Origin of the sequence: Citrobacter sp. Cpo089 (genome assembly GCF_030332695.1) — a bacterium.
Classification (GTDB): domain Bacteria; phylum Pseudomonadota; class Gammaproteobacteria; order Enterobacterales; family Enterobacteriaceae; genus Citrobacter; species Citrobacter portucalensis.
In genome coordinates, this window is record NZ_JAOWHJ010000062.1 from 130,118 (window position 1) to 154,496 (window position 24,379).

General features: G+C 52.1%; 20 protein-coding genes and 2 pseudogenes. 14 read left to right on the forward strand and 8 right to left on the reverse strand.

Features of this window, described 5'->3' with window-relative positions; translation table 11 throughout:
• Window positions 1-20: 20 nt before the first annotated feature.
• From OGX92_RS14050 to nei, 4 genes are read left to right on the forward strand one after another with little or no spacing between them, the layout of a single operon-like run.
• Entirely contained in the window at window positions 21-743 is a 723-nt protein-coding gene (locus OGX92_RS14050) for a DUF969 domain-containing protein (protein ID WP_063940693.1), read from the forward strand.
• Window positions 740-1,735 carry a DUF979 domain-containing protein gene (locus tag OGX92_RS14055; RefSeq protein WP_008784131.1) on the forward strand — a complete coding sequence of 332 codons (996 nt, stop codon included), beginning with the start codon at window positions 740-742 and terminating at the stop codon, window positions 1,733-1,735. Before OGX92_RS14050 ends, OGX92_RS14055 begins: the two co-directional genes overlap by 4 nt.
• Before the next feature lie 9 nt (window positions 1,736-1,744).
• Window positions 1,745-2,389, forward strand: a complete 645-nt coding sequence (gene pcp / locus OGX92_RS14060) for a pyroglutamyl-peptidase I (protein WP_003831398.1) — start codon at window positions 1,745-1,747, stop codon at window positions 2,387-2,389.
• 14 nt (window positions 2,390-2,403) lie between these two features.
• Entirely contained in the window at window positions 2,404-3,195 is a 792-nt protein-coding gene (gene nei / locus OGX92_RS14065; protein WP_003831400.1) for an endonuclease VIII, read from the forward strand.
• Here the strand turns inward: nei and OGX92_RS14070 are convergent.
• The 3 genes and pseudogenes from OGX92_RS14070 to OGX92_RS14080 all read right to left on the reverse strand — a co-directional run bounded on the left by OGX92_RS14070 (window position 3,192) and on the right by OGX92_RS14080 (window position 6,011).
• Window positions 3,192-4,238 carry an AbrB family transcriptional regulator gene (locus OGX92_RS14070; RefSeq protein ID WP_003831402.1) on the reverse strand — a complete coding sequence of 349 codons (1,047 nt, stop codon included), beginning with the start codon at window positions 4,236-4,238 and terminating at the stop codon, window positions 3,192-3,194. The genes nei and OGX92_RS14070 overlap by 4 nt on opposite strands.
• A 175-nt stretch (window positions 4,239-4,413) precedes the next feature.
• The gene (locus tag OGX92_RS14075) at window positions 4,414-5,697 is read right to left on the reverse strand and encodes a citrate synthase (protein WP_003831404.1); all 1,284 of its coding nucleotides are present in this window, start codon (window positions 5,695-5,697) and stop codon (window positions 4,414-4,416) included.
• Between the two features lie 203 nt (window positions 5,698-5,900).
• Window positions 5,901-6,011: pseudogene (locus OGX92_RS14080) on the reverse strand (hypothetical protein).
• 383 nt (window positions 6,012-6,394) lie between these two features.
• On the opposite strand from OGX92_RS14080, the gene sdhC reads away from it, so the two are divergent.
• From sdhC to OGX92_RS14125, 9 genes are all read left to right on the forward strand, one after another.
• Window positions 6,395-6,799, forward strand: a complete 405-nt coding sequence (gene sdhC, locus OGX92_RS14085) for a succinate dehydrogenase cytochrome b556 subunit (protein WP_286586678.1) — start codon at window positions 6,395-6,397, stop codon at window positions 6,797-6,799.
• Window positions 6,793-7,140, forward strand: coding sequence for a succinate dehydrogenase membrane anchor subunit (gene sdhD / locus OGX92_RS14090; protein ID WP_003831408.1), 348 nt, complete (start codon window positions 6,793-6,795; stop codon window positions 7,138-7,140). The genes sdhC and sdhD overlap by 7 nt, the downstream gene beginning before the upstream one ends.
• Complete coding sequence (sdhA, locus tag OGX92_RS14095; RefSeq protein WP_003831409.1) at window positions 7,140-8,906, forward strand: succinate dehydrogenase flavoprotein subunit; 1,767 nt, start codon at window positions 7,140-7,142, stop codon at window positions 8,904-8,906. The genes sdhD and sdhA overlap by 1 nt, the downstream gene beginning before the upstream one ends.
• A 15-nt stretch (window positions 8,907-8,921) precedes the next feature.
• Window positions 8,922-9,638 carry a succinate dehydrogenase iron-sulfur subunit SdhB gene (sdhB, locus tag OGX92_RS14100; protein WP_003022921.1) on the forward strand — a complete coding sequence of 239 codons (717 nt, stop codon included), beginning with the start codon at window positions 8,922-8,924 and terminating at the stop codon, window positions 9,636-9,638.
• A gap of 265 nt (window positions 9,639-9,903) precedes the next feature.
• Complete coding sequence (sucA, locus tag OGX92_RS14105) at window positions 9,904-12,705, forward strand: 2-oxoglutarate dehydrogenase E1 component (protein ID WP_003831411.1); 2,802 nt, start codon at window positions 9,904-9,906, stop codon at window positions 12,703-12,705.
• A gap of 14 nt (window positions 12,706-12,719) precedes the next feature.
• Entirely contained in the window at window positions 12,720-13,943 is a 1,224-nt protein-coding gene (gene odhB, locus OGX92_RS14110; protein ID WP_003022925.1) for a 2-oxoglutarate dehydrogenase complex dihydrolipoyllysine-residue succinyltransferase, read from the forward strand.
• A 90-nt stretch (window positions 13,944-14,033) separates the two neighbouring features.
• The gene (sucC, locus tag OGX92_RS14115; RefSeq protein ID WP_003022927.1) at window positions 14,034-15,200 is read left to right on the forward strand and encodes an ADP-forming succinate--CoA ligase subunit beta; all 1,167 of its coding nucleotides are present in this window, start codon (window positions 14,034-14,036) and stop codon (window positions 15,198-15,200) included.
• Window positions 15,200-16,069: a succinate--CoA ligase subunit alpha gene (gene sucD / locus OGX92_RS14120; RefSeq protein WP_003022929.1), complete on the forward strand. Its 870-nt coding sequence runs from the start codon at window positions 15,200-15,202 to the stop codon at window positions 16,067-16,069. Before sucC ends, sucD begins: the two co-directional genes overlap by 1 nt.
• A 311-nt stretch (window positions 16,070-16,380) precedes the next feature.
• Window positions 16,381-17,274, forward strand: a complete 894-nt coding sequence (locus OGX92_RS14125) for a PocR ligand-binding domain-containing protein (protein WP_191221699.1) — start codon at window positions 16,381-16,383, stop codon at window positions 17,272-17,274.
• On the opposite strand, the gene cobA is transcribed toward OGX92_RS14125, so the two are convergent.
• On the reverse strand, window positions 17,253-18,041 hold the full coding sequence (gene cobA / locus OGX92_RS14130; RefSeq protein ID WP_003831416.1) for a uroporphyrinogen-III C-methyltransferase: 789 nt from the start codon (window positions 18,039-18,041) through the stop codon (window positions 17,253-17,255). The genes OGX92_RS14125 and cobA overlap by 22 nt on opposite strands.
• A gap of 405 nt (window positions 18,042-18,446) precedes the next feature.
• Here cobA and OGX92_RS14135 point away from each other — a divergent pair, with 405 nt between their 5' ends.
• On the forward strand, window positions 18,447-19,349 hold the full coding sequence (locus OGX92_RS14135) for a LysR substrate-binding domain-containing protein (protein ID WP_286586679.1): 903 nt from the start codon (window positions 18,447-18,449) through the stop codon (window positions 19,347-19,349).
• Between the two features lie 57 nt (window positions 19,350-19,406).
• Here the strand turns inward: OGX92_RS14135 and cobO are convergent, their stop codons facing one another.
• The 4 genes and pseudogenes from cobO to OGX92_RS14155 all read right to left on the reverse strand — a co-directional run.
• Window positions 19,407-20,009 carry a cob(I)yrinic acid a,c-diamide adenosyltransferase gene (gene cobO, locus OGX92_RS14140; protein ID WP_191221698.1) on the reverse strand — a complete coding sequence of 201 codons (603 nt, stop codon included), beginning with the start codon at window positions 20,007-20,009 and terminating at the stop codon, window positions 19,407-19,409.
• A 9-nt stretch (window positions 20,010-20,018) separates the two neighbouring features.
• Window positions 20,019-21,671, reverse strand: coding sequence for a class I fumarate hydratase (locus OGX92_RS14145; protein WP_003831421.1), 1,653 nt, complete (start codon window positions 21,669-21,671; stop codon window positions 20,019-20,021).
• Window positions 21,672-21,762: 91 nt separating this feature from the next.
• Window positions 21,763-22,764: a glutaminase A gene (gene glsA / locus OGX92_RS14150; protein WP_286586682.1), complete on the reverse strand. Its 1,002-nt coding sequence runs from the start codon at window positions 22,762-22,764 to the stop codon at window positions 21,763-21,765.
• Between the two features lie 169 nt (window positions 22,765-22,933).
• A pseudogene (locus tag OGX92_RS14155) lies at window positions 22,934-24,215 on the reverse strand (dicarboxylate/amino acid:cation symporter); the annotation flags it as partial.
• Window positions 24,216-24,379: the final 164 nt, after the last annotated feature.

Sequence of the window (24,379 nt, forward strand, 5' to 3'; positions counted from 1 at the left end):
ACAACATAAGGGTTTTAATTATGGGAGAGGCTATTTCTCTCTGGCCATTGACGGGCATCGCCGTCATTGTGGTCGGATTTCTTTTACGTTTTAATCCGGTATTGGTGGTTATTATTGCCGGGATCGTCACGGGACTGGCGGCGCATATGCCGATCGCCACCATCCTCGAGAAGCTGGGTGAAGGTTTTCTTAACACCCGCAACCTGCCGTTTATCCTGCTGATCCCGCTGGCGGTTATTGGCCTGCTGGAACGTCACGGACTCAAAGAGCGCGCTCAGGCGTGGATTGCTAAAATCCGCAGCGCCACCAGTGGCCGTCTGCTTATTGTCTATCTGTTCATTCGCGAAGCGACCGCTGCGTTAGGGCTGACCAGTCTGGGCGGGCATCCGCAGATGGTGCGCCCGCTGCTGGCGCCAATGGCGGAAGGGGCCGCCGAGAAAAATCACGGCGAGATACCCGGTGCGGTTCGCTATCGACTGCGCGCAATGTCAGCGGCGACCGATAACGTTGGGCTGTTTTTCGGTGAAGATATCTTTGTTGCCTTCGGCGCGATCATATTCATGCACAACTTTATGCTGGAGTCTGGTGGGATCCAGACTGAACCGTTGCATATCGCCTTGTGGGGGATCCCAACGGCAATTTGTGCTTTCCTGATCCACGGCACGCGTTTGTGGCGTCTGGATAGCTATTTGCAACGAGAGGTGGCGAAAGCGAATGCCGCAGCGAAAGGGGAAGCGAAATGAATTTTCAACAAAGCTATCTCTACTGGCTGGCGGGTGCGGTATTACTGATTGTGGCGCTGATGTCCTGGCAGGACAAAGCGAACCCGCGTCGTTTCACCACAGGCCTGTTTTGGGGCATATACGGCGTACTGTTTCTGCTTGGTGACTGGACATACTCGCTGTTTGGCGATAAACGCGCGGTGCATATTGCCGTCGGCGTTGCGGTGGTCGTGCTGGCCCTGATCGCAGGTTTTGGGGGTGTGAAGCTTGGAAGCTACCATCAACGGACGCAGCAACAGCGCGAAGAAAGCGCCAGCCGCCTGGGCAACCGCCTGTTTTTCCCTGCGTTGGCGATCCCGGTGGTAACGGTTATTGGCGTATTGATGTTCAACCATATTCCTGGCTTACAGGATGCGCTGTTCGGGCCAGGTAATCACGCCACGCTGGTGACGCTCTTTTCAATGACAGCGGGATCGTTGATTGGTCTGGCGATGGCGATAAAAATGACCCATGAGCGGGTGCATCAACCGATTCAGGAGGCGCGCCGTCTGCTGGACTCCATTGGCTGGGCGTTCATTCTGCCGCAGATTCTGGCTACGCTCGGGCTGCTGTTTACAGCGGCGGGTGTGGGTAGCGGCATTTCATACCTAACGCAGGAATATCTGGCGGTGGATAGTCGCTTTATTGCGGTGGCGGTGTACACCATCGGCATGGCATTGCTGACTATGGTCATGGGTAATGCGTTTGCTGCTTTCCCGATCGTGACCGCTGGGATTGGTATTCCGATCCTTGTACTGCAACACGGCGGCAATCCAGCGGTAATGGCGGCGATTGGTATGTTCTCCGGCTATTGCGGGACGCTGATGACGCCGATGGCGGCGAACTTTAATATTGTTCCAGCAGCGCTGCTGGAGCTACCGGACAAAAACGCGGTGATTAAAGCGCAGGTGCCAACCGGCGTACTGCTGCTACTGGTCAACGTGTTCCTGATGTATTTCCTGATGTTCCTGTAAGGAGGAAGGATGAAAACAGTACTCATCACGGGATTTGAACCCTTTGGCGGCGAGTCAGTTAACCCTTCCTGGGAAGTGGTCTCGAGCCTCGACAATGCTATTATCGGCGGATGCCGCGTTATTGCCCGCCAACTACCGTGTGTATTTGGCGAGTCTCTCGCCGTACTCAATGCCGCGATTGACGCGTTGTCGCCATCACTGGTGCTGGCGGTGGGGCAGGCGGGTGGTCGCACGGATATCACCGTGGAACGCGTGGCGATTAACGTTGACGATGCGCGTATTGCGGATAACCAGGGACAACAGCCGGTAGATGTGCCGATTGTGGTCGATGGCCCGGCGGCATGGTTTAGTACGTTGCCGATTAAAGCGATGGTTGTCGCCATGCGCAACGCGGGAATTCCGGCCTCGGTTTCCCAGACTGCGGGTACTTTCGTGTGTAACCACGTGATGTATGGCCTGCTGCATAAACTACGCGACGTACCTGCGGTGAAGGGCGGCTTTATTCATATCCCTTATTTGCCGCAACAGGCTGCACAGCATCCCGGGGCGCCAAGTATGGCGACAGAAACGGTGCGCCGTGCGCTGGAGATTGCGATTGCCACCGCCTTGCAGGTGGAAAGCGATATCGCAGTGACGGGCGGCGCAACACATTAACAAAGGACAGCATTATGCCTGAAGGCCCGGAGATTCGCCGTGCGGCGGATAACCTGGAGGCGGCAGTCAAAGGCAAACCCCTGACGGATGTCTGGTTTGCCTTTGAGCAGTTAAAACCGTATCAATCTCAACTAATTGGGCAACGTGTTACCCAGCTTGAAACGCGGGGGAAAGCATTACTGACCCATTTTTCTAATGGCCTGACGCTGTACAGTCACAATCAGCTCTATGGTGTGTGGCGAGTGGTGGATACCGGCACAATCCCGCAAACTTCGCGGGTACTGCGCGTCAGTCTGCAAACACATGACAAGACAATTCTGCTCTATAGCGCGTCTGACATCGAAATGCTGACGCCAGAACAGCTCGCCACCCACCCGTTCCTGCAACGGGTAGGGCCGGATGTACTGGATTTACGTTTAACGCCCGATGAGGTTAAAGCGCGTCTGTTATCTCCGCGTTTTCGTAATCGCCAGTTTTCTGGTCTGCTACTGGACCAGGCGTTTCTGGCGGGATTAGGTAACTACCTGCGGGTAGAGATCCTTTGGCAGGTTGGGTTGACCGGGCAGCATAAAGCGTCGCAGCTTAGTGATGAGCAACTGGATCAACTGGCACATGCGCTGCTTGATATTCCGCGCCTGTCTTATAATACCCGTGGCCTGGTCGATGAGAATAAACATCACGGTGCGTTGTTTCGCTTTAAGGTCTTTCATCGGGACGGCGAAACCTGTGAGCGCTGTGGTGGAATCATCGAAAAAACGATGCTCTCTTCGCGCCCCTTTTACTGGTGTCCGGGATGTCAGCACTAAGCGGGCTGTTTTGGCGCGTGCACCGAAATAAACCTTGCGACTGCGGGGCCAGTTAACAAAATGCTGAACAGTCGCAGGGTTTGCATCGCCATGATGAGCGCCATATCTGCGTGGCTTCCTGCGGCGATTACCGCAACAGAATCCACTCCTCCAGGACTGGTTGCCAGATAGGCAGTGAGAAAGTCGATCTGCATGTAATGCGCCAGTCCCCAGGCCATGGCGGCGCAGATCGCCATCAGTGAAAAAATGGACAACAGGATCTGCGGCAGTGGTCGTAATGCCATTAAAAAGATCTGCTTATCAAAGCCAAGACCTATTTGCCAGCCAATTGACATGTAGGCTATCGCCAGCAGCCACTCCGGCAGTTCAATCACCATCACTCCGCTTGCATTCAGCAAGGCACCCACCAGCATTGGCAATAGCATGACGCCAGAGGGAATACGCAGTAGGCGTCCAGCCGTACCGGCAACGGCGGCCAGCATCAGAGTGCTGAAAAGATTGCCGCTTAGCGGTGGAAACCAGATGATTTGTTCACTGACCGTTTGCACCTGGTCGCCCATCACCAACCGGGTGACCAGCGCTGCCGCGCCGACCACCAACAGTACGCGCAGATACTGCATAAACGCCACCAGCCGGATGTCGGCTCCATAATCCTGGGCCATTGCGACCATTGCCGCTGCACCGCCTGGCGACGAGCCCCACGCACCGGTATTCCCCGGTAGATTACTGTAGCGAACCAGCAGCCAGCCGATTATCGCGCTGCTGATAAGGGTTGCCAGCAGGATAACAATCACCATCGGCCAGTGGGCTGCAAGGGTTGTAAAGATTGAACCGGTCAGATTTTGGGCAATCATGCAGCCGAGAATCGCCTGTGCGCCAAGAAATGTGCAGCGAGGAGGATGCAGCGAGATGCCGCGCATACTGAAAATGATGCCGACGATCATCGAACCGAGCAGCAAGGGGCCTGGAAGATGGATAAACAGAAAGAGCAGGGAAAGAAGGAGCGATAGCACAAACAACAGGCTCCACTGCAAAACAGGCATCCCATGCTCCTGAGTAAAATGTGAGAAATCTCAGTAAATCATAGAGAAAGCACGATAAGAATAAAATAATGTGGATCAAATAAAAACAGGCCGGACATAGGCATCACTGCTTTATCCGGCCTGGGAGCGTTTATAACTTTAAGCCGGACAAGCGCTAGCGCCATCCGGCAGACAATTAACGCTTAATATCAGACTTAAAATCGCGCTTGTCGTAGCCGGTGTACAGCTGACGCGGACGCGCGATTTTCATGCCGTCGGTGTGCATTTCGTTCCAGTGTGCAATCCAGCCAACGGTACGTGCCATGGCGAAGATCACGGTGAACATGGAGGACGGAATACCCATCGCTTTCAGGATGATGCCGGAGTAGAAGTCTACGTTCGGGTAGAGTTTCTTCTCGATGAAGTACGGATCATTGAGCGCAATGTGCTCAAGTTCCATCGCCACTTCCAGCAGATCATCTTTGGTACCCAGTTCTTTCAGCACTTCGTGGCAGGTTTCACGCATGACGGTAGCGCGCGGGTCATAGTTTTTATAAACACGGTGACCAAAGCCCATCAGGCGGAAGGAATCATTCTTGTCTTTCGCGCGGCGAACAAATTCCGGAATGTGTTTAACAGAGCTGATTTCTTCCAGCATTTTCAGCGCAGCTTCGTTTGCGCCACCGTGAGCCGGTCCCCACAGGGAAGCAATACCGGCTGCGATGCAGGCAAACGGGTTAGCGCCAGAAGAGCCCGCGGTACGTACGGTAGAGGTTGAGGCGTTCTGTTCGTGGTCAGCGTGCAGGATTAAGATACGGTCCATTGCGCGTTCCAGGATAGGATTCACTTCGTATTTTTCGCACGGCGTAGAGAACATCATGTTCAGGAAGTTACCGGCGTAGGAGAGATCGTTACGTGGGTACACGAACGGCTGCCCGATGGAATATTTGTAGCACATCGCTGCCATGGTTGGCATTTTGGACAGCAGGCGGAAGGCGGCGATTTCACGGTGACGCGCGTTGTTTACATCCAGCGAGTCATGATAGAACGCTGCCAGCGCTCCGGTTACACCGCACATAACGGCCATCGGGTGAGAGTCGCGGCGGAAACCGTGGAACAGACGGGTGATCTGCTCGTGGATCATGGTATGGCGAGTGACTGTGGTTTTGAACTCGTCGTACTCTTCCTGCGTCGGTTTTTCGCCGTACAGCAGGATATAACACACTTCCAGATAGTTGGACTCGGTCGCCAACTGGTCAATCGGGAAGCCGCGATGGAGCAAAACACCTTCGTCACCGTCGATGAAAGTAATTTTGGATTCGCAGGATGCGGTAGAGGTGAAACCTGGGTCAAAAGTAAACATCCCTTTTGAGCCAAGGCTACGAATATCAATAACATCTTGACCGAGCGTACCTTTCAGCACATCCAGTTCAATAGCAGCGTCACCATTTAGAGTGAGTTTTGCTTTAGTATCAGCCATTTACGGTCTCCTTAGCGCCTTATTGCTTAAGACTGCCGGAACTTAAATTTGCCTTCGTGCATCAATAAACCGTTACCAGTTTGTTATTTGGCTCGCCGCTCTGCGAAAGAGGGGATGACCTGGGTACAGAGCTATGGGCGCTTGCAGGTAAAACGGTCTTTTCATGGCGAATAAACTGCAAATCAAGAACTTAGCAATCCGAATTATTTAACCTGTCTATCACTAATAACTGTCCTGAAGGTATTGGTCAATACTTCCACACTGTTACATAACTAAATCTCCGGTGAAAGAGTGACCCCATAACTTTTACGCATTATATGCTTTTTCTGGTGTCGTTTGTAACAACTTTGTTTAATGATTGTCAAATCAGATGATTAAAAATTAAAATAATGTTGTTATCGTGACCTATGTCACTGTTCGGGATAAAACCCGACAAACTATATGTAGGTTAATTGTAATGATTTTGTGAACGTCCTATACTGCCGCCAGGTCTCCGGAATACCCTGCAATCCCGAGCCAACCAGCGTTGTAACGTGTCGTTTTAGCATCTGGAAGCAGTGTTTTATATGACGCGTAGTTATAGTAAGGACGCTGTCTGACCCGCACGCAGACCGGAGGAAGGAAATCCCGTCGTCTTTCAGGCTACAGGTGTCTTCATCTTCTGTACCCGAAGTCTAAAGGGAATAATAAGAACAGCATGTGGGCGTTATTCATGATAAGAAATGTGAAAAAACAAAGACCTGTCAATCTGGATCTGCAAACGATCCGGTTCCCAATCACGGCGGTAGCGTCCATTCTCCATCGCGTATCCGGAGTGATCACCTTCGTGGCGGTCGGGATTCTGTTGTGGTTATTGGGTACCAGCCTTTCCTCCCCTGAAGGTTTCCTCACCGCGTCATCCATTATGAATAACTTCTTTGTAGAGTTAATTCTGTGGGGGATCCTGATTGCGCTGGCATATCACGCCGTAATGGGCATTCGCCATCTGTTGATGGATTTTGGCTATATCGAAGAAACCCTCGAAGCAGGGACACGCTCTGCCAAAATTTGTTTCGTTATCATTGTCGTGCTTTCACTTCTCGCAGGAGTCCTCGTATGGTAAGCAACGCCTCCGCATTAGGACGCAACGGCGTACATGACTTCATTCTGGTCCGTGCTACCGCTATCGTTCTGACGTTATACATCATCTATATGGTCGGTTTCTTCGCCACCAGCGGCGAGCTGACGTATGAAGTCTGGACCGGTTTCTTCTCATCGGCATTCACCAAAGTCTTCACCCTGCTGGCACTTTTCTCCATCTTGATTCATGCCTGGATCGGCATGTGGCAGGTGTTGACCGACTACGTTAAACCTCTGGCTGTGCGCCTGATTCTGCAACTGGCTATCGTCGTTGCGCTGGTGGTTTACGTCATTTATGGATTTGTTGTGGTGTGGGGTGTGTAATGAAACTGCCAGTCAGAGAATTTGATGCTGTTGTGATTGGTGCCGGCGGCGCAGGTATGCGCGCGGCGCTGCAAATTTCCCAGAGCGGTCAGACCTGTGCGCTGCTCTCCAAAGTGTTCCCAACCCGTTCCCATACCGTATCCGCGCAGGGTGGCATCACCGTTGCGCTCGGTAATACCCATGAAGATAACTGGGAATGGCACATGTACGACACCGTTAAAGGGTCGGACTACATTGGTGACCAGGACGCTATTGAATATATGTGTAAAACCGGTCCGGAAGCGATTCTGGAGCTGGACCACATGGGGCTGCCGTTCTCTCGCCTCGACAATGGCACAATTTATCAACGTCCGTTTGGCGGCCAGTCGAAGAACTTCGGCGGCGAGCAGGCGGCTCGTACAGCGGCAGCGGCCGACCGTACCGGTCATGCACTATTGCACACGCTGTATCAGCAGAACCTGAAAAACCATACCACCATCTTCTCCGAGTGGTATGCGCTGGACCTGGTGAAAAACGCCGATGGCGCAGTTGTCGGTTGTACCGCGCTGTGTATCGAAACCGGTGAAGTGGTTTACTTCAAAGCCCGTGCGACCGTGCTGGCCACCGGCGGTGCTGGCCGTATTTATCAGTCCACTACTAATGCCCACATCAATACCGGTGACGGTGTTGGTATGGCTATCCGCGCTGGCGTGCCGGTGCAGGATATGGAGATGTGGCAGTTCCACCCAACAGGTATCGCCGGTGCAGGCGTTCTGGTAACAGAAGGCTGCCGTGGTGAAGGTGGCTACCTGCTGAACAAACACGGCGAGCGCTTCATGGAGCGTTATGCCCCGAATGCGAAAGACCTGGCGGGTCGTGACGTGGTGGCGCGTTCCATCATGATCGAAATTCGCGAAGGTCGCGGCTGCGACGGCCCGTGGGGTCCGCACGCCAAACTGAAACTCGACCACCTGGGTAAAGAAGTGCTGGAATCCCGTCTGCCGGGTATTCTCGAACTGTCCCGTACCTTTGCTCACGTTGACCCGGTCAAAGAGCCGATTCCGGTTATCCCAACCTGCCACTATATGATGGGCGGTATTCCGACCAAAGTAACTGGCCAGGCGTTGACCGTGAATGAGCAGGGCGAAGATGTGGTGATCCCTGGGCTGTTTGCCGTCGGCGAAATCGCCTGCGTATCGGTTCACGGCGCCAACCGTCTGGGCGGCAACTCGCTGCTGGACCTGGTAGTATTTGGTCGTGCGGTTGGTCTGCATCTGCAGGAATCCATCGCTGAGCAGGGTGACCTGCTGGATGCGACCGAAGATGAAATCGACGCTTCTCTGGCGCGTCTGAACCGCTGGAACGGTAACCGTAACGGTGAAGACCCGGTAGCGATTCGCAAAGCGCTGCAAGAATGTATGCAGCATAACTTCTCGGTATTCCGCGAAGGCGATGCGATGGCGAAAGGTCTGGAAGAGCTGAAAGCGATCCGCGAACGCCTGAAAAATGCCCGTCTGGACGATACCTCCAGCGAGTTCAACACCCAGCGCGTTGAGTGTCTGGAGTTGGATAACCTGATGGAGACCGCGTACGCCACTGCAGTATCTGCAAACTTCCGTACCGAAAGCCGTGGCGCGCATAGCCGCTTCGACTTCCCGGAACGTGATGATGAAAACTGGCTGTGCCATTCCCTGTACCTGCCAGAATCGGAATCCATGACGCGACGTCAAGTCAATATGGAACCGAAGCTGCGCCCGGCATTCCCGCCGAAGATTCGTACTTATTAATGCGGAGACAGGACAATGAAACTCGAGTTTTCAGTTTATCGCTATAACCCGGATGTTGACGACGCTCCGCGCATGCAGGATTACACCCTGGAGGCGGAAGAAGGGCGTGACATGATGCTGCTGGATGCCTTGATGCAGCTGAAAGAAAAAGATCCGTCGCTGTCGTTTCGTCGCTCCTGCCGTGAAGGGGTTTGTGGCTCCGACGGTCTGAATATGAACGGCAAAAATGGACTGGCCTGTATCACTCCTATTTCTGCGCTGAATCAGCCGGGCAAAAAAATTGTCATTCGCCCGCTGCCGGGTTTACCGGTTGTGCGCGATTTGGTGGTAGACATGGGGCAATTCTACGCACAGTATGAGAAGATTAAGCCTTACTTGTTGAATAATGGGAAAAATCCGCCAGCTCGTGAGCATTTACAAATGCCAGAGCAGCGTGAGAAGCTCGATGGGCTGTATGAATGTATTTTGTGTGCATGCTGCTCAACGTCCTGCCCATCATTCTGGTGGAACCCGGACAAGTTTATTGGCCCGGCAGGCCTGCTGGCAGCGTATCGCTTCTTAATTGATAGCCGCGATACCGAGACCGACAGCCGCCTGGAAGGTTTAAGTGACGCTTTCAGCGTATTCCGCTGCCATAGCATCATGAACTGCGTCAGCGTATGTCCGAAAGGACTGAACCCGACGCGTGCCATCGGCCATATTAAGTCGATGCTGCTCAAACGTAGTGCGTAAGTTGTTGTAGTGGTTGCCGGATGGCGACGTAGCGTCTTATCCGGCCTACGGGTTATGTACCTTGTAGGCCTGATAAGTGAAGCGCCATCAGGCAATATAAGTGCAGGAAACCTCTAAAAACTGCCACATTATTAGACAGTTTTTAAAGGTTCCTTAGCGGACGCAGAAAACACGACAGTCCGCAACAAGTGAACCCCGGCACGCACATCGGTGTGCGTGGTAGTATCCACGGCGAAGTAAGCATACAAATGCTTAAGGGATCACGATGCAGAACAGCGCTTTGAAAGCCTGGTTGGACTCTTCTTACCTCTCTGGTTCTAACCAGAGCTGGATAGAACAGCTCTATGAAGACTTCTTAACCGACCCTGACTCGGTAGATGCTAACTGGCGTTCGACGTTCCAGCAGTTACCTGGTACCGGAGTCAAACCGGATCAACTCCACTCAAAAACACGTGATTATTTCCGTCGACAGGCGTTGATTACCCCACGTTACTCTTCTTCTATTTCCGACCCTGATGCCAATGTGAAGCAGGTTAAAGTCCTGCAGCTCATTAACGCCTATCGTTTCCGCGGTCATCAGCATGCGAATCTCGATCCGCTGGGACTGTGGCAACAAGAAAATGTGGCCGATCTGGACCCGTCTTTCCACGATCTGACCGATGCGGATTTCCAGGAAAGCTTTAACGTAGGTTCTTTTGCCGGCGGCAAAGACACCATGAAGCTGAGCGACCTGGTTGTCGCGCTGAAACAAACCTACTGCGGCCCAATTGGCGCCGAGTATATGCACATCACCAGCACCGAAGAAAAACGCTGGCTTCAGCAGCGTATCGAGTCTGGCCGTGCCGCATTCAGTAGCGAAGAGAAGAAACGCTTCCTTAGCGAACTGACTGCAGCAGAAGGTCTGGAACGCTACCTGGGCGCTAAGTTCCCGGGCGCAAAACGCTTCTCGCTGGAAGGCGGTGATGCGTTAATCCCAATGCTCAAAGAGATGATCCGCCACGCCGGTAACAGCGGTACCCGTGAAGTGGTACTGGGCATGGCGCACCGTGGTCGTCTGAACGTTCTGGTTAACGTACTGGGCAAACGCCCGCAGGAACTGTTCGACGAATTTGCGGGCAAACATAAAGAACACCTCGGCACCGGTGACGTGAAGTACCATATGGGCTTCTCGTCTGATATCGAAACCGAAGGCGGCCTGGTACACCTGGCGCTGGCGTTTAACCCGTCGCACCTGGAAATCGTTAGCCCGGTAGTTATCGGTTCCGTACGTGCACGTCTGGATCGTCTGGACGAGCCGAGCAGCAATAAAGTCCTGCCAATCACCATTCACGGTGATGCGGCAGTTACCGGGCAGGGCGTGGTTCAGGAAACCCTGAACATGTCGAAAGCGCGTGGTTACGAAGTGGGCGGTACCGTTCGCATCGTTATCAACAACCAGGTGGGCTTCACTACGTCTAACCCGCTGGATGCGCGTTCTACACCGTACTGTACCGACATCGGTAAGATGGTTCAGGCGCCGATTTTCCACGTGAACGCGGATGACCCGGAAGCGGTCGCTTTCGTGACCCGCCTGGCGCTGGATTTCCGTAATACCTTTAAACGCGATGTCTTCATCGATCTGGTGTGCTACCGCCGTCACGGCCACAACGAAGCCGACGAGCCGAGCGCAACCCAGCCGCTGATGTATCAGAAAATCAAAAAGCATCCGACCCCGCGCAAAATCTACGCTGATAAGCTGGAAGCGGACAAGGTCGCCACGCTGGAAGATGCGACTGAAATGGTCAATCTGTACCGTGACGCGCTGGATGCTGGCGAATGCGTAGTGAAAGAGTGGCGTCCAATGAACATGCACTCCTTCACCTGGTCGCCGTACCTCAACCACGAGTGGGATGAAAACTACCCGAACAAAGTTGAGATGAAGCGTCTGCAGGAGCTGGCAAAACGCATCAGCACTGTACCTGAAGCGGTTGAAATGCAGTCGCGTGTTGCCAAGATTTACGGCGACCGTCAGGCCATGGCCGCAGGCGAGAAGCTGTTTGACTGGGGTGGTGCAGAGAATCTGGCTTACGCCACGCTGGTTGACGAAGGCATTCCGGTCCGTCTGTCTGGTGAAGACTCCGGTCGCGGAACCTTCTTCCACCGTCACGCGGTAATTCATAACCAGGCCAACGGTTCAACCTACACTCCGCTGCAGCATGTGCATAACGGACAAGGCACCTTCCGCGTATGGGACTCCGTACTGTCTGAAGAAGCCGTGCTGGCGTTCGAGTATGGTTATGCCACAGCAGAACCGCGCACGCTAACCATCTGGGAAGCACAGTTCGGCGACTTCGCCAACGGTGCGCAGGTCGTTATCGACCAGTTCATCTCTTCCGGTGAGCAGAAATGGGGCCGTATGTGCGGTCTGGTTATGCTGCTGCCGCACGGCTATGAAGGTCAGGGTCCGGAGCACTCCTCCGCGCGTCTGGAACGTTATCTGCAACTTTGCGCTGAGCAAAACATGCAGGTTTGCGTCCCGTCTACCCCGGCGCAGGTTTACCACATGCTGCGTCGTCAGGCGCTGCGAGGTATGCGTCGTCCGCTGGTGGTGATGTCACCGAAGTCGCTGCTGCGTCATCCGCTGGCGGTGTCTACGCTGGACGAACTGGCAAATGGTACTTTCCTGCCAGCCATTGGCGAAGTAGATGAACTTGATCCTAAAGGCGTGAAGCGTGTCGTGATGTGTTCTGGTAAGGTTTATTACGACCTGCTGGAGCAACGCCGCAAGAACGACCAAAAAGATGTCGCCATTGTGCGCATCGAACAGCTCTATCCGTTCCCGCATAAAGCGGTGCAGGAAGCGCTGAAACCGTTTGCTCATGTACATGATTTTGTCTGGTGCCAGGAAGAGCCGCTCAACCAGGGCGCATGGTACTGCAGCCAGCATCATTTCCGTGAAGTAATTCCATTTGGGTCAGCTCTGCGTTATGCAGGTCGCCCGGCCTCTGCCTCTCCGGCAGTAGGGTATATGTCCGTTCACCAGAAGCAGCAACAAGATCTGGTAAATGACGCGCTGAACGTCGATTAAATAAAGGATAAATAATGAGTAGCGTAGATATTCTTGTTCCCGACCTGCCTGAATCCGTAGCGGATGCAACGGTTGCAACCTGGCACAAAAAACCGGGCGATGCAGTACGTCGTGATGAAGTACTGGTAGAAATCGAAACTGACAAAGTGGTACTGGAAGTACCGGCATCAGCGGACGGTATTCTTGATGCGGTTCTGGAAGATGAAGGGACAACCGTCACTTCTCGCCAGATCCTCGGTCGCCTGCGTGAAGGCAATAGCACCGGTAAAGAAACCAGTGCTAAGTCTGAAGAGAAAGATTCTACTCCGGCACAGCGCCAGCAGGCGTCTCTTGCTGAGCAGAACAACGATGCCCTGAGCCCGGCGATCCGTCGCCTGCTGGGTGAGCATAACCTCGAAGCCAGCGCTATCAACGGCACCGGTGTCGGCGGTCGTATCACCCGTGAAGATGTTGAAAAACATCTGGCGAAAGCTCCGGCTGCGAAAGCCGAAGCAAAAGCCCCGGCTGCAGCACCTGCACCGCAGGCTCAACTGGGCGCGCGTGGCGAAAAACGTGTTCCGATGACTCGTCTGCGCAAACGCGTAGCAGAGCGTCTGCTGGAAGCGAAAAATTCTACCGCCATGCTGACCACGTTCAACGAAGTCAACATGAAGCCAATCATGGACCTGCGTAAGCAATACGGTGATGCGTTCGAGAAACGCCACGGTATCCGTCTGGGCTTTATGTCTTTCTACGTGAAAGCGGTTGTTGAAGCGCTGAAACGCTATCCGGAAGTGAACGCGTCCATCGACGGCGATGACGTGGTTTACCACAACTACTTTGATGTCAGCATGGCGGTCTCCACGCCGCGTGGCCTGGTCACGCCGGTCCTGCGTGATGTGGATCTGCTGGGTATGGCTGACATTGAGAAGAATATTAAAGAACTGGCAGTTAAAGGTCGCGACGGCAAGTTGACGGTCGAAGATCTGACGGGTGGTAACTTCACCATCACTAACGGTGGTGTGTTCGGTTCCCTGATGTCTACGCCGATCATCAACCCACCGCAGAGCGCCATCCTGGGTATGCATGCCATCAAAGATCGTCCGATGGCGGTAGACGGCAAGGTTGAAATCCTGCCGATGATGTATCTGGCGCTGTCTTATGACCACCGTCTGATCGATGGTCGTGAGTCAGTAGGCTTCCTGGTAACCATTAAAGAGTTGCTGGAAGATCCAACGCGTCTGCTGCTGGACGTGTAGTTAATAAGAGTATCACCTGCCCCGTAGGTCTGGACGCTTATCAGACCTACGGGTAAAAGATAACGATTACCTGAAGGATGGACAGAACACATGAACTTACATGAATATCAGGCAAAACAACTTTTTGCCCGCTATGGCTTACCGGCACCGGTGGGTTATGCCTGTACTACTCCGCGTGAAGCCGAAGAAGCTGCATCTAAAATCGGTGCTGGCCCGTGGGTAGTGAAATGTCAGGTTCACGCTGGTGGCCGTGGTAAAGCGGGCGGTGTGAAGGTGGTAAACAGCAAAGAAGACATTCGCGCTTTTGCTGAACACTGGCTGGGTAAACGTCTGGTCACTTACCAGACAGACGCTCATGGCCAACCGGTAAATCAGATTCTGGTTGAAGCCGCGACCGACATTGGTAAAGAACTTTACCTCGGCGCAGTTGTTGACCGTAGCTCCCGTCGCGTGGTCTTCATGGCCTCTACCGAAGGCGGCGTGGAAATCGAAAAAGTGGCGGAAGAAACCCCGCATCTGATCCACAAAGTGGCGCTCGATCCGCTGGCAGGCCCGATGCCTTACCAGGGGCGTGAGCTGGCGTTCAAACTGGGTCTGGAAGGTAAACAGGTTCAGCAGTTCACCAAGATCTTCATGGGTCTGGCGACTATCTTCCTGGAGCGCGATCTGGCGCTGATCGAAATCAACCCGCTGGTTGTGACCAAGCAGGGTGACCTGATCTGCCTCGACGGCAAACTGGGCGCTGACGGCAACGCACTGTTCCGCCAGGCTGACCTGCGCGAAATGCGCGACCAGTCTCAGGAAGATCCGCGTGAAGCGCAGGCTGCACAGTGGGAACTGAACTACGTTGCGCTGGACGGCAACATCGGTTGTATGGTTAACGGTGCGGGCCTGGCAATGGGCACCATGGACATCGTTAAGCTGCACGGCGGCGAACCGGCTAACTTCCTCGACGTTGGCGGCGGTGCGACCAAAGAGCGTGTAACCGAAGCGTTCAAAATTATCCTCTCTGATGACAATGTTAAAGCCGTACTGGTTAACATCTTCGGCGGTATCGTACGTTGTGACCTGATCGCTGACGGTATCATCGGCGCGGTAGCAGAAGTAGGTGTAAACGTTCCGGTCGTGGTACGTCTGGAAGGTAACAACGCTGAACTCGGCGCGAAAAAACTGGCTGATAGCGGCCTGAATATTATTGCAGCGAAAAGTCTGACGGATGCAGCTCAGCAGGTTGTTGCCGCAGTGGAGGGGAAATAATGTCAGTTTTAATTAATAAAGATACCAAGGTTATCTGCCAGGGCTTCACCGGTAGCCAGGGGACATTCCACTCTGAACAAGCGATCGCTTACGGTACGCAAATGGTCGGTGGCGTTACGCCGGGCAAAGGCGGCACCACGCATCTGGGTCTGCCAGTGTTCAACACCGTACGTGAAGCGGTAGAAGCGACCGGCGCAACCGCCACCGTTATCTACGTTCCGGCCCCGTTCTGCAAAGACTCCATTCTGGAAGCAATCGATGCAGGCATCAAACTGATTATCACCATCACCGAAGGTATCCCAACGCTGGATATGCTGACCGTGAAAGTGAAGCTGGATGAAGCTGGCGTACGCATGATCGGCCCGAACTGCCCAGGCGTTATCACTCCGGGTGAATGTAAAATCGGTATCATGCCGGGCCACATTCACAAGCCGGGTAAAGTGGGTATCGTTTCCCGTTCAGGTACCCTGACCTATGAAGCGGTTAAGCAGACTACCGACTATGGTTTCGGCCAGTCTACCTGTGTAGGCATCGGTGGTGACCCGATCCCAGGCTCTAACTTCATCGACATCCTGAAGCTGTTCCAGGAAGATCCGCAGACTGAAGCGATCGTCATGATCGGTGAGATCGGCGGTAGCGCGGAAGAAGAAGCGGCTGCTTACATCAAAGATCATGTAACCAAGCCGGTTGTAGGTTACATCGCGGGTGTGACTGCGCCGAAAGGTAAGCGTATGGGTCACGCGGGTGCGATCATCGCGGGTGGTAAAGGTACAGCGGATGAGAAATTCGCTGCGCTGGAAGCTGCAGGCGTGAAAACTGTTCGTAGCCTGGCCGATATCGGCGAAGCGCTGAAAACCGTTATTAAGTAAGAAATAAAAAAACAGCCCTGACTCTCTGCATAGTCAAGGGCTGGTCCCGTTTCGACATGGTTGGCCATCTGATGATGGCCTTTTTTATGTCTGCAATTCATCTTTTGTCTGTGCGTTATTTTTATAACCTGCTTAAAGCTATACGATTTTTCTTCTGTAGGTAATAACCATCATGGCATTCAATATTTATCTTGCAATTTGATCATAATCATCTGCATAAATGAGATTATTTTTTGCGGTGAGCATCATTCTTTCTCCTGATGAAATTCTGCATATTACCGGCTTTAATTTCATTAATGCCGGAGGATACCGTGTCGTTGAAAATCCAGGATGATTACCTACAACGTTTTTTCTCGATAGCAAAAGTATTCTCCAGTGCGACTGGATTAGCCACTGTTGTGGTTGATGTTAGCGGAAAAACTCTCTCGGATTGCCATAACTTTAATTCGTTCTGCACATTAATGCGGGCGGATGAACGCTATTGTGTGAGTTGCCAAAAGTGCGACAAGTATTGTGCTTTTGAAGGATTAAAACACCTTAAACCCAGAATACACACCTGTCACGCAGGGCTAAGTCTGTTTTCTATGCCATTAATTCGCGAGGGGCATCTGTATGGTTTTATGCTCTGTGGGCAGGTGCGGGCAAAATATCAGGAATATAAAACTATCGTTATTGATAATGAATGCTCATGGATGGATGAACCAAAAATAAAAGCTGAATGGAGTCAGGTAGCGGTAGTAGATAATAATGCGCTGGTGGCATCAGCTAATTTATTAAGTTTTATTGTTGATAATTTCGAGACAGAACAGCAGCAATTGGATGAGTTTGTTATTCCGCCGACCAGTTACACGCGTCATTATTTTACAGAACCTTCCCGACACGAAAAAAAGCTTCTGGCAGCGTTGCGTTATATTGATGAGAATTTATATAGTGAATTATCTCTGGAATCCGTAGCGGCTCATGTCTGCTTAAGCGCAAACTATTTCAGCCGTTTTTTTAAGAAACGGCAGGGCGTTAACTTTAAAACCTGGGTGAATCAGAAAAAAATGCAAAAAGCGGGGGAGTTATTGCACGATCCCATTCATTCAATAGACAGCATTGCCCGGAAACTCCAATACGCACAAACCAGTTACTTTTGCCGCGTTTTCCGGGCGGCGCATCAAACGTCGCCCCAGTCTTTTCGTCATGCCAGACTGTCGCAGTAAAGGTTTTCTGGCAGCGTGATGGCTTCAGGGATAAAAGAGAGCCGATCGCTCAGGGTTACCACATCACCAATCACTATCAGCGCAGGGGGGAGAATGTTAGCTTCCTGCGCCTTGCTCAGTAGTGAACCGAGCGTACAGGTCAGTCGGCGTTGGTTATCCCGGGTGGCGGACATAATTAGCGCTGCAGGTGTATCTGCCGATTTTCCACCCATCAATAATTCCTCACAGATAAACGCCAGATTGGCGATACCCATGACGATAACCAGCGTACCATTCAGTTTGGCCAGCTGACGCCAGTCCTGCTGTTGGTTGCCCTCCCGCGTATGACCGGTTACCACGTGAAATCCCGAGGCGAAATCGCGGTGTGTTACCGGAATCCCGGCATAGGTCAGGCCACCAATAGTTGAGCTGATACCCGGCACCACTTCAAACGGGATTCCCGTCTCGACAAGATCCTCAACTTCTTCAGCCCCACGTCCAAAAACATACGGATCGCCGCCTTTCAGACGCACAATATTATTGTGCGTTTGGGCATACTGGACAAGCAGTGCATTGATTTCATCCTGCGGTACACAATGGAAGCCTGGGTTTTTGCCGACATTGATAAGCAGACAATCAGGTAATGCCCATTCCAAAATTTTAGGATTGACCAGCCGATCGTAAATAATGACATCAGCCTGTTTAATGCACATCATTGCTTTGAGGGTAAGTAATGAAATATCACCGGGACCTGCCCCAACGAGCCAGACCTTTCCGAAAGTTTTCACATTGTGTCCTTTATCACATCATTCAAAAAAAGGCAGAAACTACATCAAGGAATGATAAAAAGCAGTCGTTTGCCCGTAAGTTATAACGTGAAATTATCCAAAATTATCGCACTGATAATATTGATTAATCTCGCAAAGTTTTTTCTGCAATAAACAAGATAACTTGAAAAATTATTAAGAACTTATTGGCACTATTTGCTTGGGTTTAACCTTATTTAAATTGTGTTTATTGTTGCCCTTGAGTATTATCGGTTAATATTTATCCGCCATCAGTGTGAGCAAATCATGGATTGGATCAATGACATTAATGGATGAAATAAAATATAACTCTCGGTGCTTATCTGGGTATCTTGAATTATTTTTTATAAATTAAACTATTTTTGCACGCTGCATATGGAAGAGGTTATGAGAGGAAAAATACCTAAGACGGAGTTGCTGGTAACTTTTGAAGTTGTTGCGCGTCACGAAAGTTATACCCGGGCAGCTGAAGAGCTGGCTTTAACACAAAGTGCTGTTTTCCGCCAGGTAAATGCGCTGGAGGATTTTCTCAATACCGCGCTATTTAATCATGCCAAAAAACGCATTTTTTTAAATGCGGCTGGCAAACACTATTTAAGTATCGTTAAAGAAACGTTAAATAAACTTGAACGAGATACGACGACGATAATGACCTGGCAACCGACGGTACAGGTTATTGAGCTGGCGGTGAATCCGACGTTCAGCACGCACTGGCTGATCCCAAACCTGCGTGAATTTAACAAACTTAATCCTGATATTATCGTGAACATTCATTCCCTGGCGAATATTGGTGATTTTCTCAATCGAGAGTATGACGCGGCAATTATGCGTGAAGACTTTTATTCGCCATGGTCAGGGGTTGAGTACCTGTTTGAAGAGGAAATTCTGCCGGTATGCAGCCGCTGTTTGCTGGCCGAACCGGAACGAAAACTGGCGGTGAACGAATTACTAAACGAATTTCCGCTCTTGCACCAAAGTACGCGCATCAAAGGGTGGCAGGAGTGGTTTGCGCTGTCAGATGTCAGCAGTCCGCTGGTGAATAAAGGTCCGAGATTTGATTTGTTATCGATGCTGATCGCGGCGGTCCGTTCTAATCTGGGCGTTGCGCTGCTCCCGCGTTTTGCCATTCAGCACGATCTGGACAGTGGTGATATGGTCATTCCTTGCGATGTTCCAATGCGTACCGGGAATCGATTTATTATGACGTGGCGTGAAGAGAAATCAGAGTCCGAACATTTACAGATCTTTCGTAACTGGCTGTTGAATAAATCGGTGGTGTCGCCTGTTTGATGGCGATGGCATAACATTGGAACCGGCCTACAGCTCTGCGAACTGTAGGCCGAGTGATTACCAGTCGATCCCAACCTGCGCCTGAATCCCGCTGTCAAACGCGTGCTTGACCGGACGAATTTCACTGACCGTATCGGCCAGTTCCAGTAGCAGCGTATGGCATCCGCGTCCGGTAACGATGACGCTTTGCTCCGCAGGGCGATTTTCGATGGCGTTGATAACCTCCTGCGTATCAAGGTAGTGGTAAGCCAACATGTAAGTAAGCTCATCAAGTATCACTAAATCGTAATGCGCATCAGCCAGCATGCGCTTACTTTCCTGCCATACGACCGTTGCCGCCTCGATATCTGCTTGCCGATTTTGGGTTTCCCAGGTAAATCCGGTGCCCATAATATGGAACTCGACGCCGAGGGGGTGCAGTGTGTTGTACTCGCCATTATCCCACTGACCTTTAATAAACTGCGCGATGCCAACGGTTTTTCCGTGACCCACTGCGCGCGTTGCCGTGCCAAAGGCTGCGGTTGATTTTCCTTTTCCGTTGCCGGTGAAGACAATCAGGATCCCTTTCTTCTCCGTTGCAGCCGCTACGCGGGTATCAACCTGTTCTTTCAGTTTCTGCTGACGCTGGCGGTGTCTGTCGTTATTGGCGCGCGCTTCCATGGAAACTCCTTAATGCCCTGCCGGACAGGTTGCACAGCGATGCTGCTGTTCGAACTGGCTGAAGAAGTTATTACCTTTGTCATCCACCAATACGAAGGCAGGCATATTTTTAACTTCCATCATCCACACCGCTTCCATTCCCAGTTCGGGATACTCAAGGCACTGCAGACTCTTCACGTACTGCTGCGCCAGTAGGGCGGCGGCACCGCCAATGCTGCCGAGGCTAAATCCACCGTGTTTGTGACAGGCATCAGTGACCTGCTGGCTGCGGTTACCCTTGGTGAGCATAATGAGGCTGCCGCCTTGTGCCTGGAAAGCATCGACATACCCATCCATGCGCCCGCCGGTGGTGGGCCCCATCGAGCCACAGGCCTGATTTTCCGGGGTTTTGGCGGGACCAGCGTAGTAAACGATATGCTTTTTCATGTATTCCGGCATAGGTTCGCCGTTATCCAGTCGCGCTTTGATGTTCGCGTGGGCGATATCGCGAGCGACAACAATCGGGCCGCTTAACGACAGGCGTGTACCAATGGGCAGAGCTGAAAGGTCATGCAGGATGTCACGCAGCGGACGGTTCAGATCCAGTTGTACGGTCTGAGCGCCGTTTTCTACCCGGTGAGAATCGGGGATAAATTTGCCCGGATTATGCTCGAGTTTTTCCAGCCAGATACCGTGTTTATTAATTTTGGCCTTAATGTTGCGGTCGGCAGAGCAGGAGAGGGCCATCGCGATTGGGCAGGAGCCGCCGTGGCGCGGTAAGCGAATTACGCGGATATCGTGGGCAAAGTATTTGCCGCCAAACTGCGCCCCGATGCCAAACTCGCGGCTGGCATTGAGCAACTCGGCTTCCAGCGCCGTATCACGGAACGCCTGGCCCAGCTCGTTCCCGCTGGTGGGCAGATTATCGTAATATTTGGTTGAAGCCAGTTTGGCGACTTTCAGCGCCTGGTCGGCGGATAAGCCCCCAACCACAAAAGCGATGTGATATGGCGGGCAAGCGGCTGTACCCAGTGATTTCATTTTTTCGATCAGGAACGCAGTGAGTTTTTCCGGCTGTAGAATGGATTTGGTTTCCTGGTACAGTGCCGCTTTGTTAGCTGAGCCGCCACCTTTATTGACGAACAGGAAACGGTATTCGTTACCTGGGGTGGCGCTAATATCGATTTGTGCGGGCAGGTTGGTCTGGGTATTGACCTCGGTATACATATCCAGCGGGGCATTTTGCGAGTAACGCAGGTTGTTTTCGGTAAAGGTGGAATACACGCCTTTGCTTAATGCTTCTGCGTCATCGCCGCCGGTCCAGACATGTTGTCCTTTGCTGGCCACAATGGTTGCCGTCCCGGTATCCTGGCAGTTGGGCAGTACGCCTTTAGCTGAAACCTCTGCATTGCGCAGCAGCTGCAATGCGACGTACTTATCGTTACTGCTGGCCTGTGGGTCGTGCAAAATGCTGGCAATCTGTTTTAAATGTCCGGCGCGCAGGAAAAATGAAGCCTCATAAAACGCCTGCTGTGCTAACAAGGTTAACGCTTCCGGTGCAACCTTGATCACTTCCTCTCCGTCTAACTCCGTTACCGTAACGTGCTGGTTACTCAGTAATTCATACTCGGTACTATCTTTACTCTGAACAAAGAGTTCCTGCCAGACAAATGGTTTAGACATAGTACTTCTCACCTTTTCATTTTGCCGGATGACGGCGTAAATAAATGCGCTAATCGTAGGCCGGATAAGCGAAGCGCCATCCGGCGTAAAGTTATTTGGCTAAAAAGACATTGGCTTTTGTCGCTTCGGCGACATATTCGATAGTTTGCTGGGCTCGAACGCTATTACCGGCTGCATCCAGCGGCGGAGAATAGACCGCAATCGCATATTCGCCAGGGACAACGGCAACCATGCCGCCGCCGACGCCGCTTTTCGCCGGGATGCCAACGGTGTACAGCCATTTACCGCTACCGTCGTAAAGCCCGGCGATTGCCATTTCTGCCAGCACCTGCGGAACATATTTCTCGTTCAGCAACTGTTTACCGTTGAACGGAGATTTGCCTTTGTTCGCGAGTACGGCACCCATTTTGGCCAGTTGCTCAACGGTGATATCTACCGAGCACTGGCGGGTATAAATTTCGACGGCTTCGTCAGTGTTGCCATAGAAGCTGTTATAGGATTCCATCAGCTTCGCCAGCGCCTGATTGTGCTGGTTGGTTTCCATCTCGGATTGGAAAACCGGCTCGTTAACCGTGAGTTTGGCATCGGCCCAGACGTTCAGGTTGTCGAGGATTTTGTTCCAGCGATCGGTTTTGTCTTTGGCTTCAATCAGGCTTACGGCGCTCATCGCCCCGGCGTTAACCAGCGGGTTCTCTGGCGCGCCTTTGGTTAGCTCAATCGCTAAACCGGAGTTGAAAGGCATGCCGGTGGCATTGGCCCCGAGTTTATCCAGCACGACCTGAGGACCGTGCTGTTCCATGGCGAGCGCCATGGTGAAGACTTTACTCAGGGATTCCATTGGGAAGGGTTTGTTAACATCGCCAACCTGATAGATCTTGCCGTCCACCGTGGCAATGGTGATGGCAAAATTTTTCGGGCTATAGGTCGCCAGAGCAGGGATGTAGTCGGCGACTTTTCCATCGTTGTTACTTTTGTACTTCTGATGAGCCTGTTCTATCAGCTTGGCGTAGTCGGGCGTGGTTTGCGCGAATGTGGTTGCGCTAAACAAGACGCTGAAAGAAAAGAGACTCACGCCGAGAATTGTTTTATTCATTATGCATTCCTGTTGGTGTTGTTGGGAAAACTATCCTGTAGGCCGAATAAGGCGTTCACGCCGCCATCCGGCGTTAACACGGTATAATTGCCGGATGGCAACGCTGACGCGTTTTATCCGGCCTACGATTAGTCGTTCTTCTACTGTCAGGACAAAGCGACTTCCGTTTCGGTAACCGGACGTTCTTGTTCCGGGGTCTTCACCGGCGCAGTTCCACGGCAACCCTGGCCGTAGTGTTCGCCTTCCCAACGGCCCACGATGGCAGCACCCATTGCGTTACTCATAACGTTGGTGGCGGAACGACCCATATCGAGGAACGGATCGACGCCCATCAGCAGAATCAGGCCAGCTTCTGGAATGTTGAACTGGTTCAGGGTTGCAGCGATAACCACCATTGATGCGCGCGGTACGCCTGCCATTCCTTTTGAGGTCAGCATCAGGATCAACAGCATGGTGATTTGCTCGCCCATGCTCAGTTCGATGTTGCACGCCTGGGCAATAAAGACGGTAGCAAAGGAGCAGTACGCCATGGATCCGACCAGGTTAAAGGAGTAACCGATAGGCAGAACGAAGCTGGCGATTTTTGAAGAAACACCGAATTTTTCCAGCTTGTCCAGCGTGCCCGGGAAGGCGGCTTCAGAACTGGAGGTCGTAAAGGCCAGCAGCGCCGGCTCGAGGATTGATTTCGTTAAACGTGCGATGCAAGGCCCGACTATCATAGTTGACAGGCCAATCAGGATCGCCCACAGCATACCCAGCGTCAGGTAGAACTCACCCATAAAGATCCCGGCGCTGACCATCACGCCCAGACCACGTTCGGCAATCAGACCTGAAATAGCGGCAAAAACGGTCAGTGGCGCAAACAGCATGACGTAGCCAGTCAGTTTCAGCATGACGTGCACCAGTGAATCCAGAACCTTCACAATCGGTTCGGCTTTTTCACCAATTGCGGCCAGGCTGCAACCGAGGAAAATTGAGAACACCACGATCTGCAGAATTTCGTTACGCGCCATTGCGTCGACAATACTGGTCGGCACTGCGTGCGAGATGAACACTTTCAGCGTAAACGGCTCTGATTTAACGGCGGCAACAGCTCCGACGTCATGCGGAACAAAGTTGATGCCAGCGCCTGGCTGGAAAATATTAACGATAACCAGACCCAGTGCAATTGACACCAGAGAGGCGCAAATAAACAGGAAGAAGGTTTTCGAAAATATACGTCCCAGCGTTTTGGCATCGCCCATTTTGGCAATACCAACAACCAGAGTTGAAATAACCAATGGCGCGATAATCATTTTCACCATGCGTAAAAATATAGTGGTGAAAATGGAAATATCTGCTGCATAGGATTTTGCTGTTTCAGCCGCGGCCATATTATTTATGGCCACCCCGGCAATCATGCCGAGTATCAGGCCTAATATGATCATCTTCGTTAAACTTATTTTCTTCATGTGTACTCCATCGGATAAAGGCTGGTAATTGGAATTGTGTAGGGTGGTGCGCGCCTGAGCCTGGACAGCAGCTCAGACGCACGCCTGTTGTGACCAACCGCATGAATAATTCGAAGCACTGTGATACCGCTGAATTCTGTGCTCCAATGGTTGTTATTGTGTTT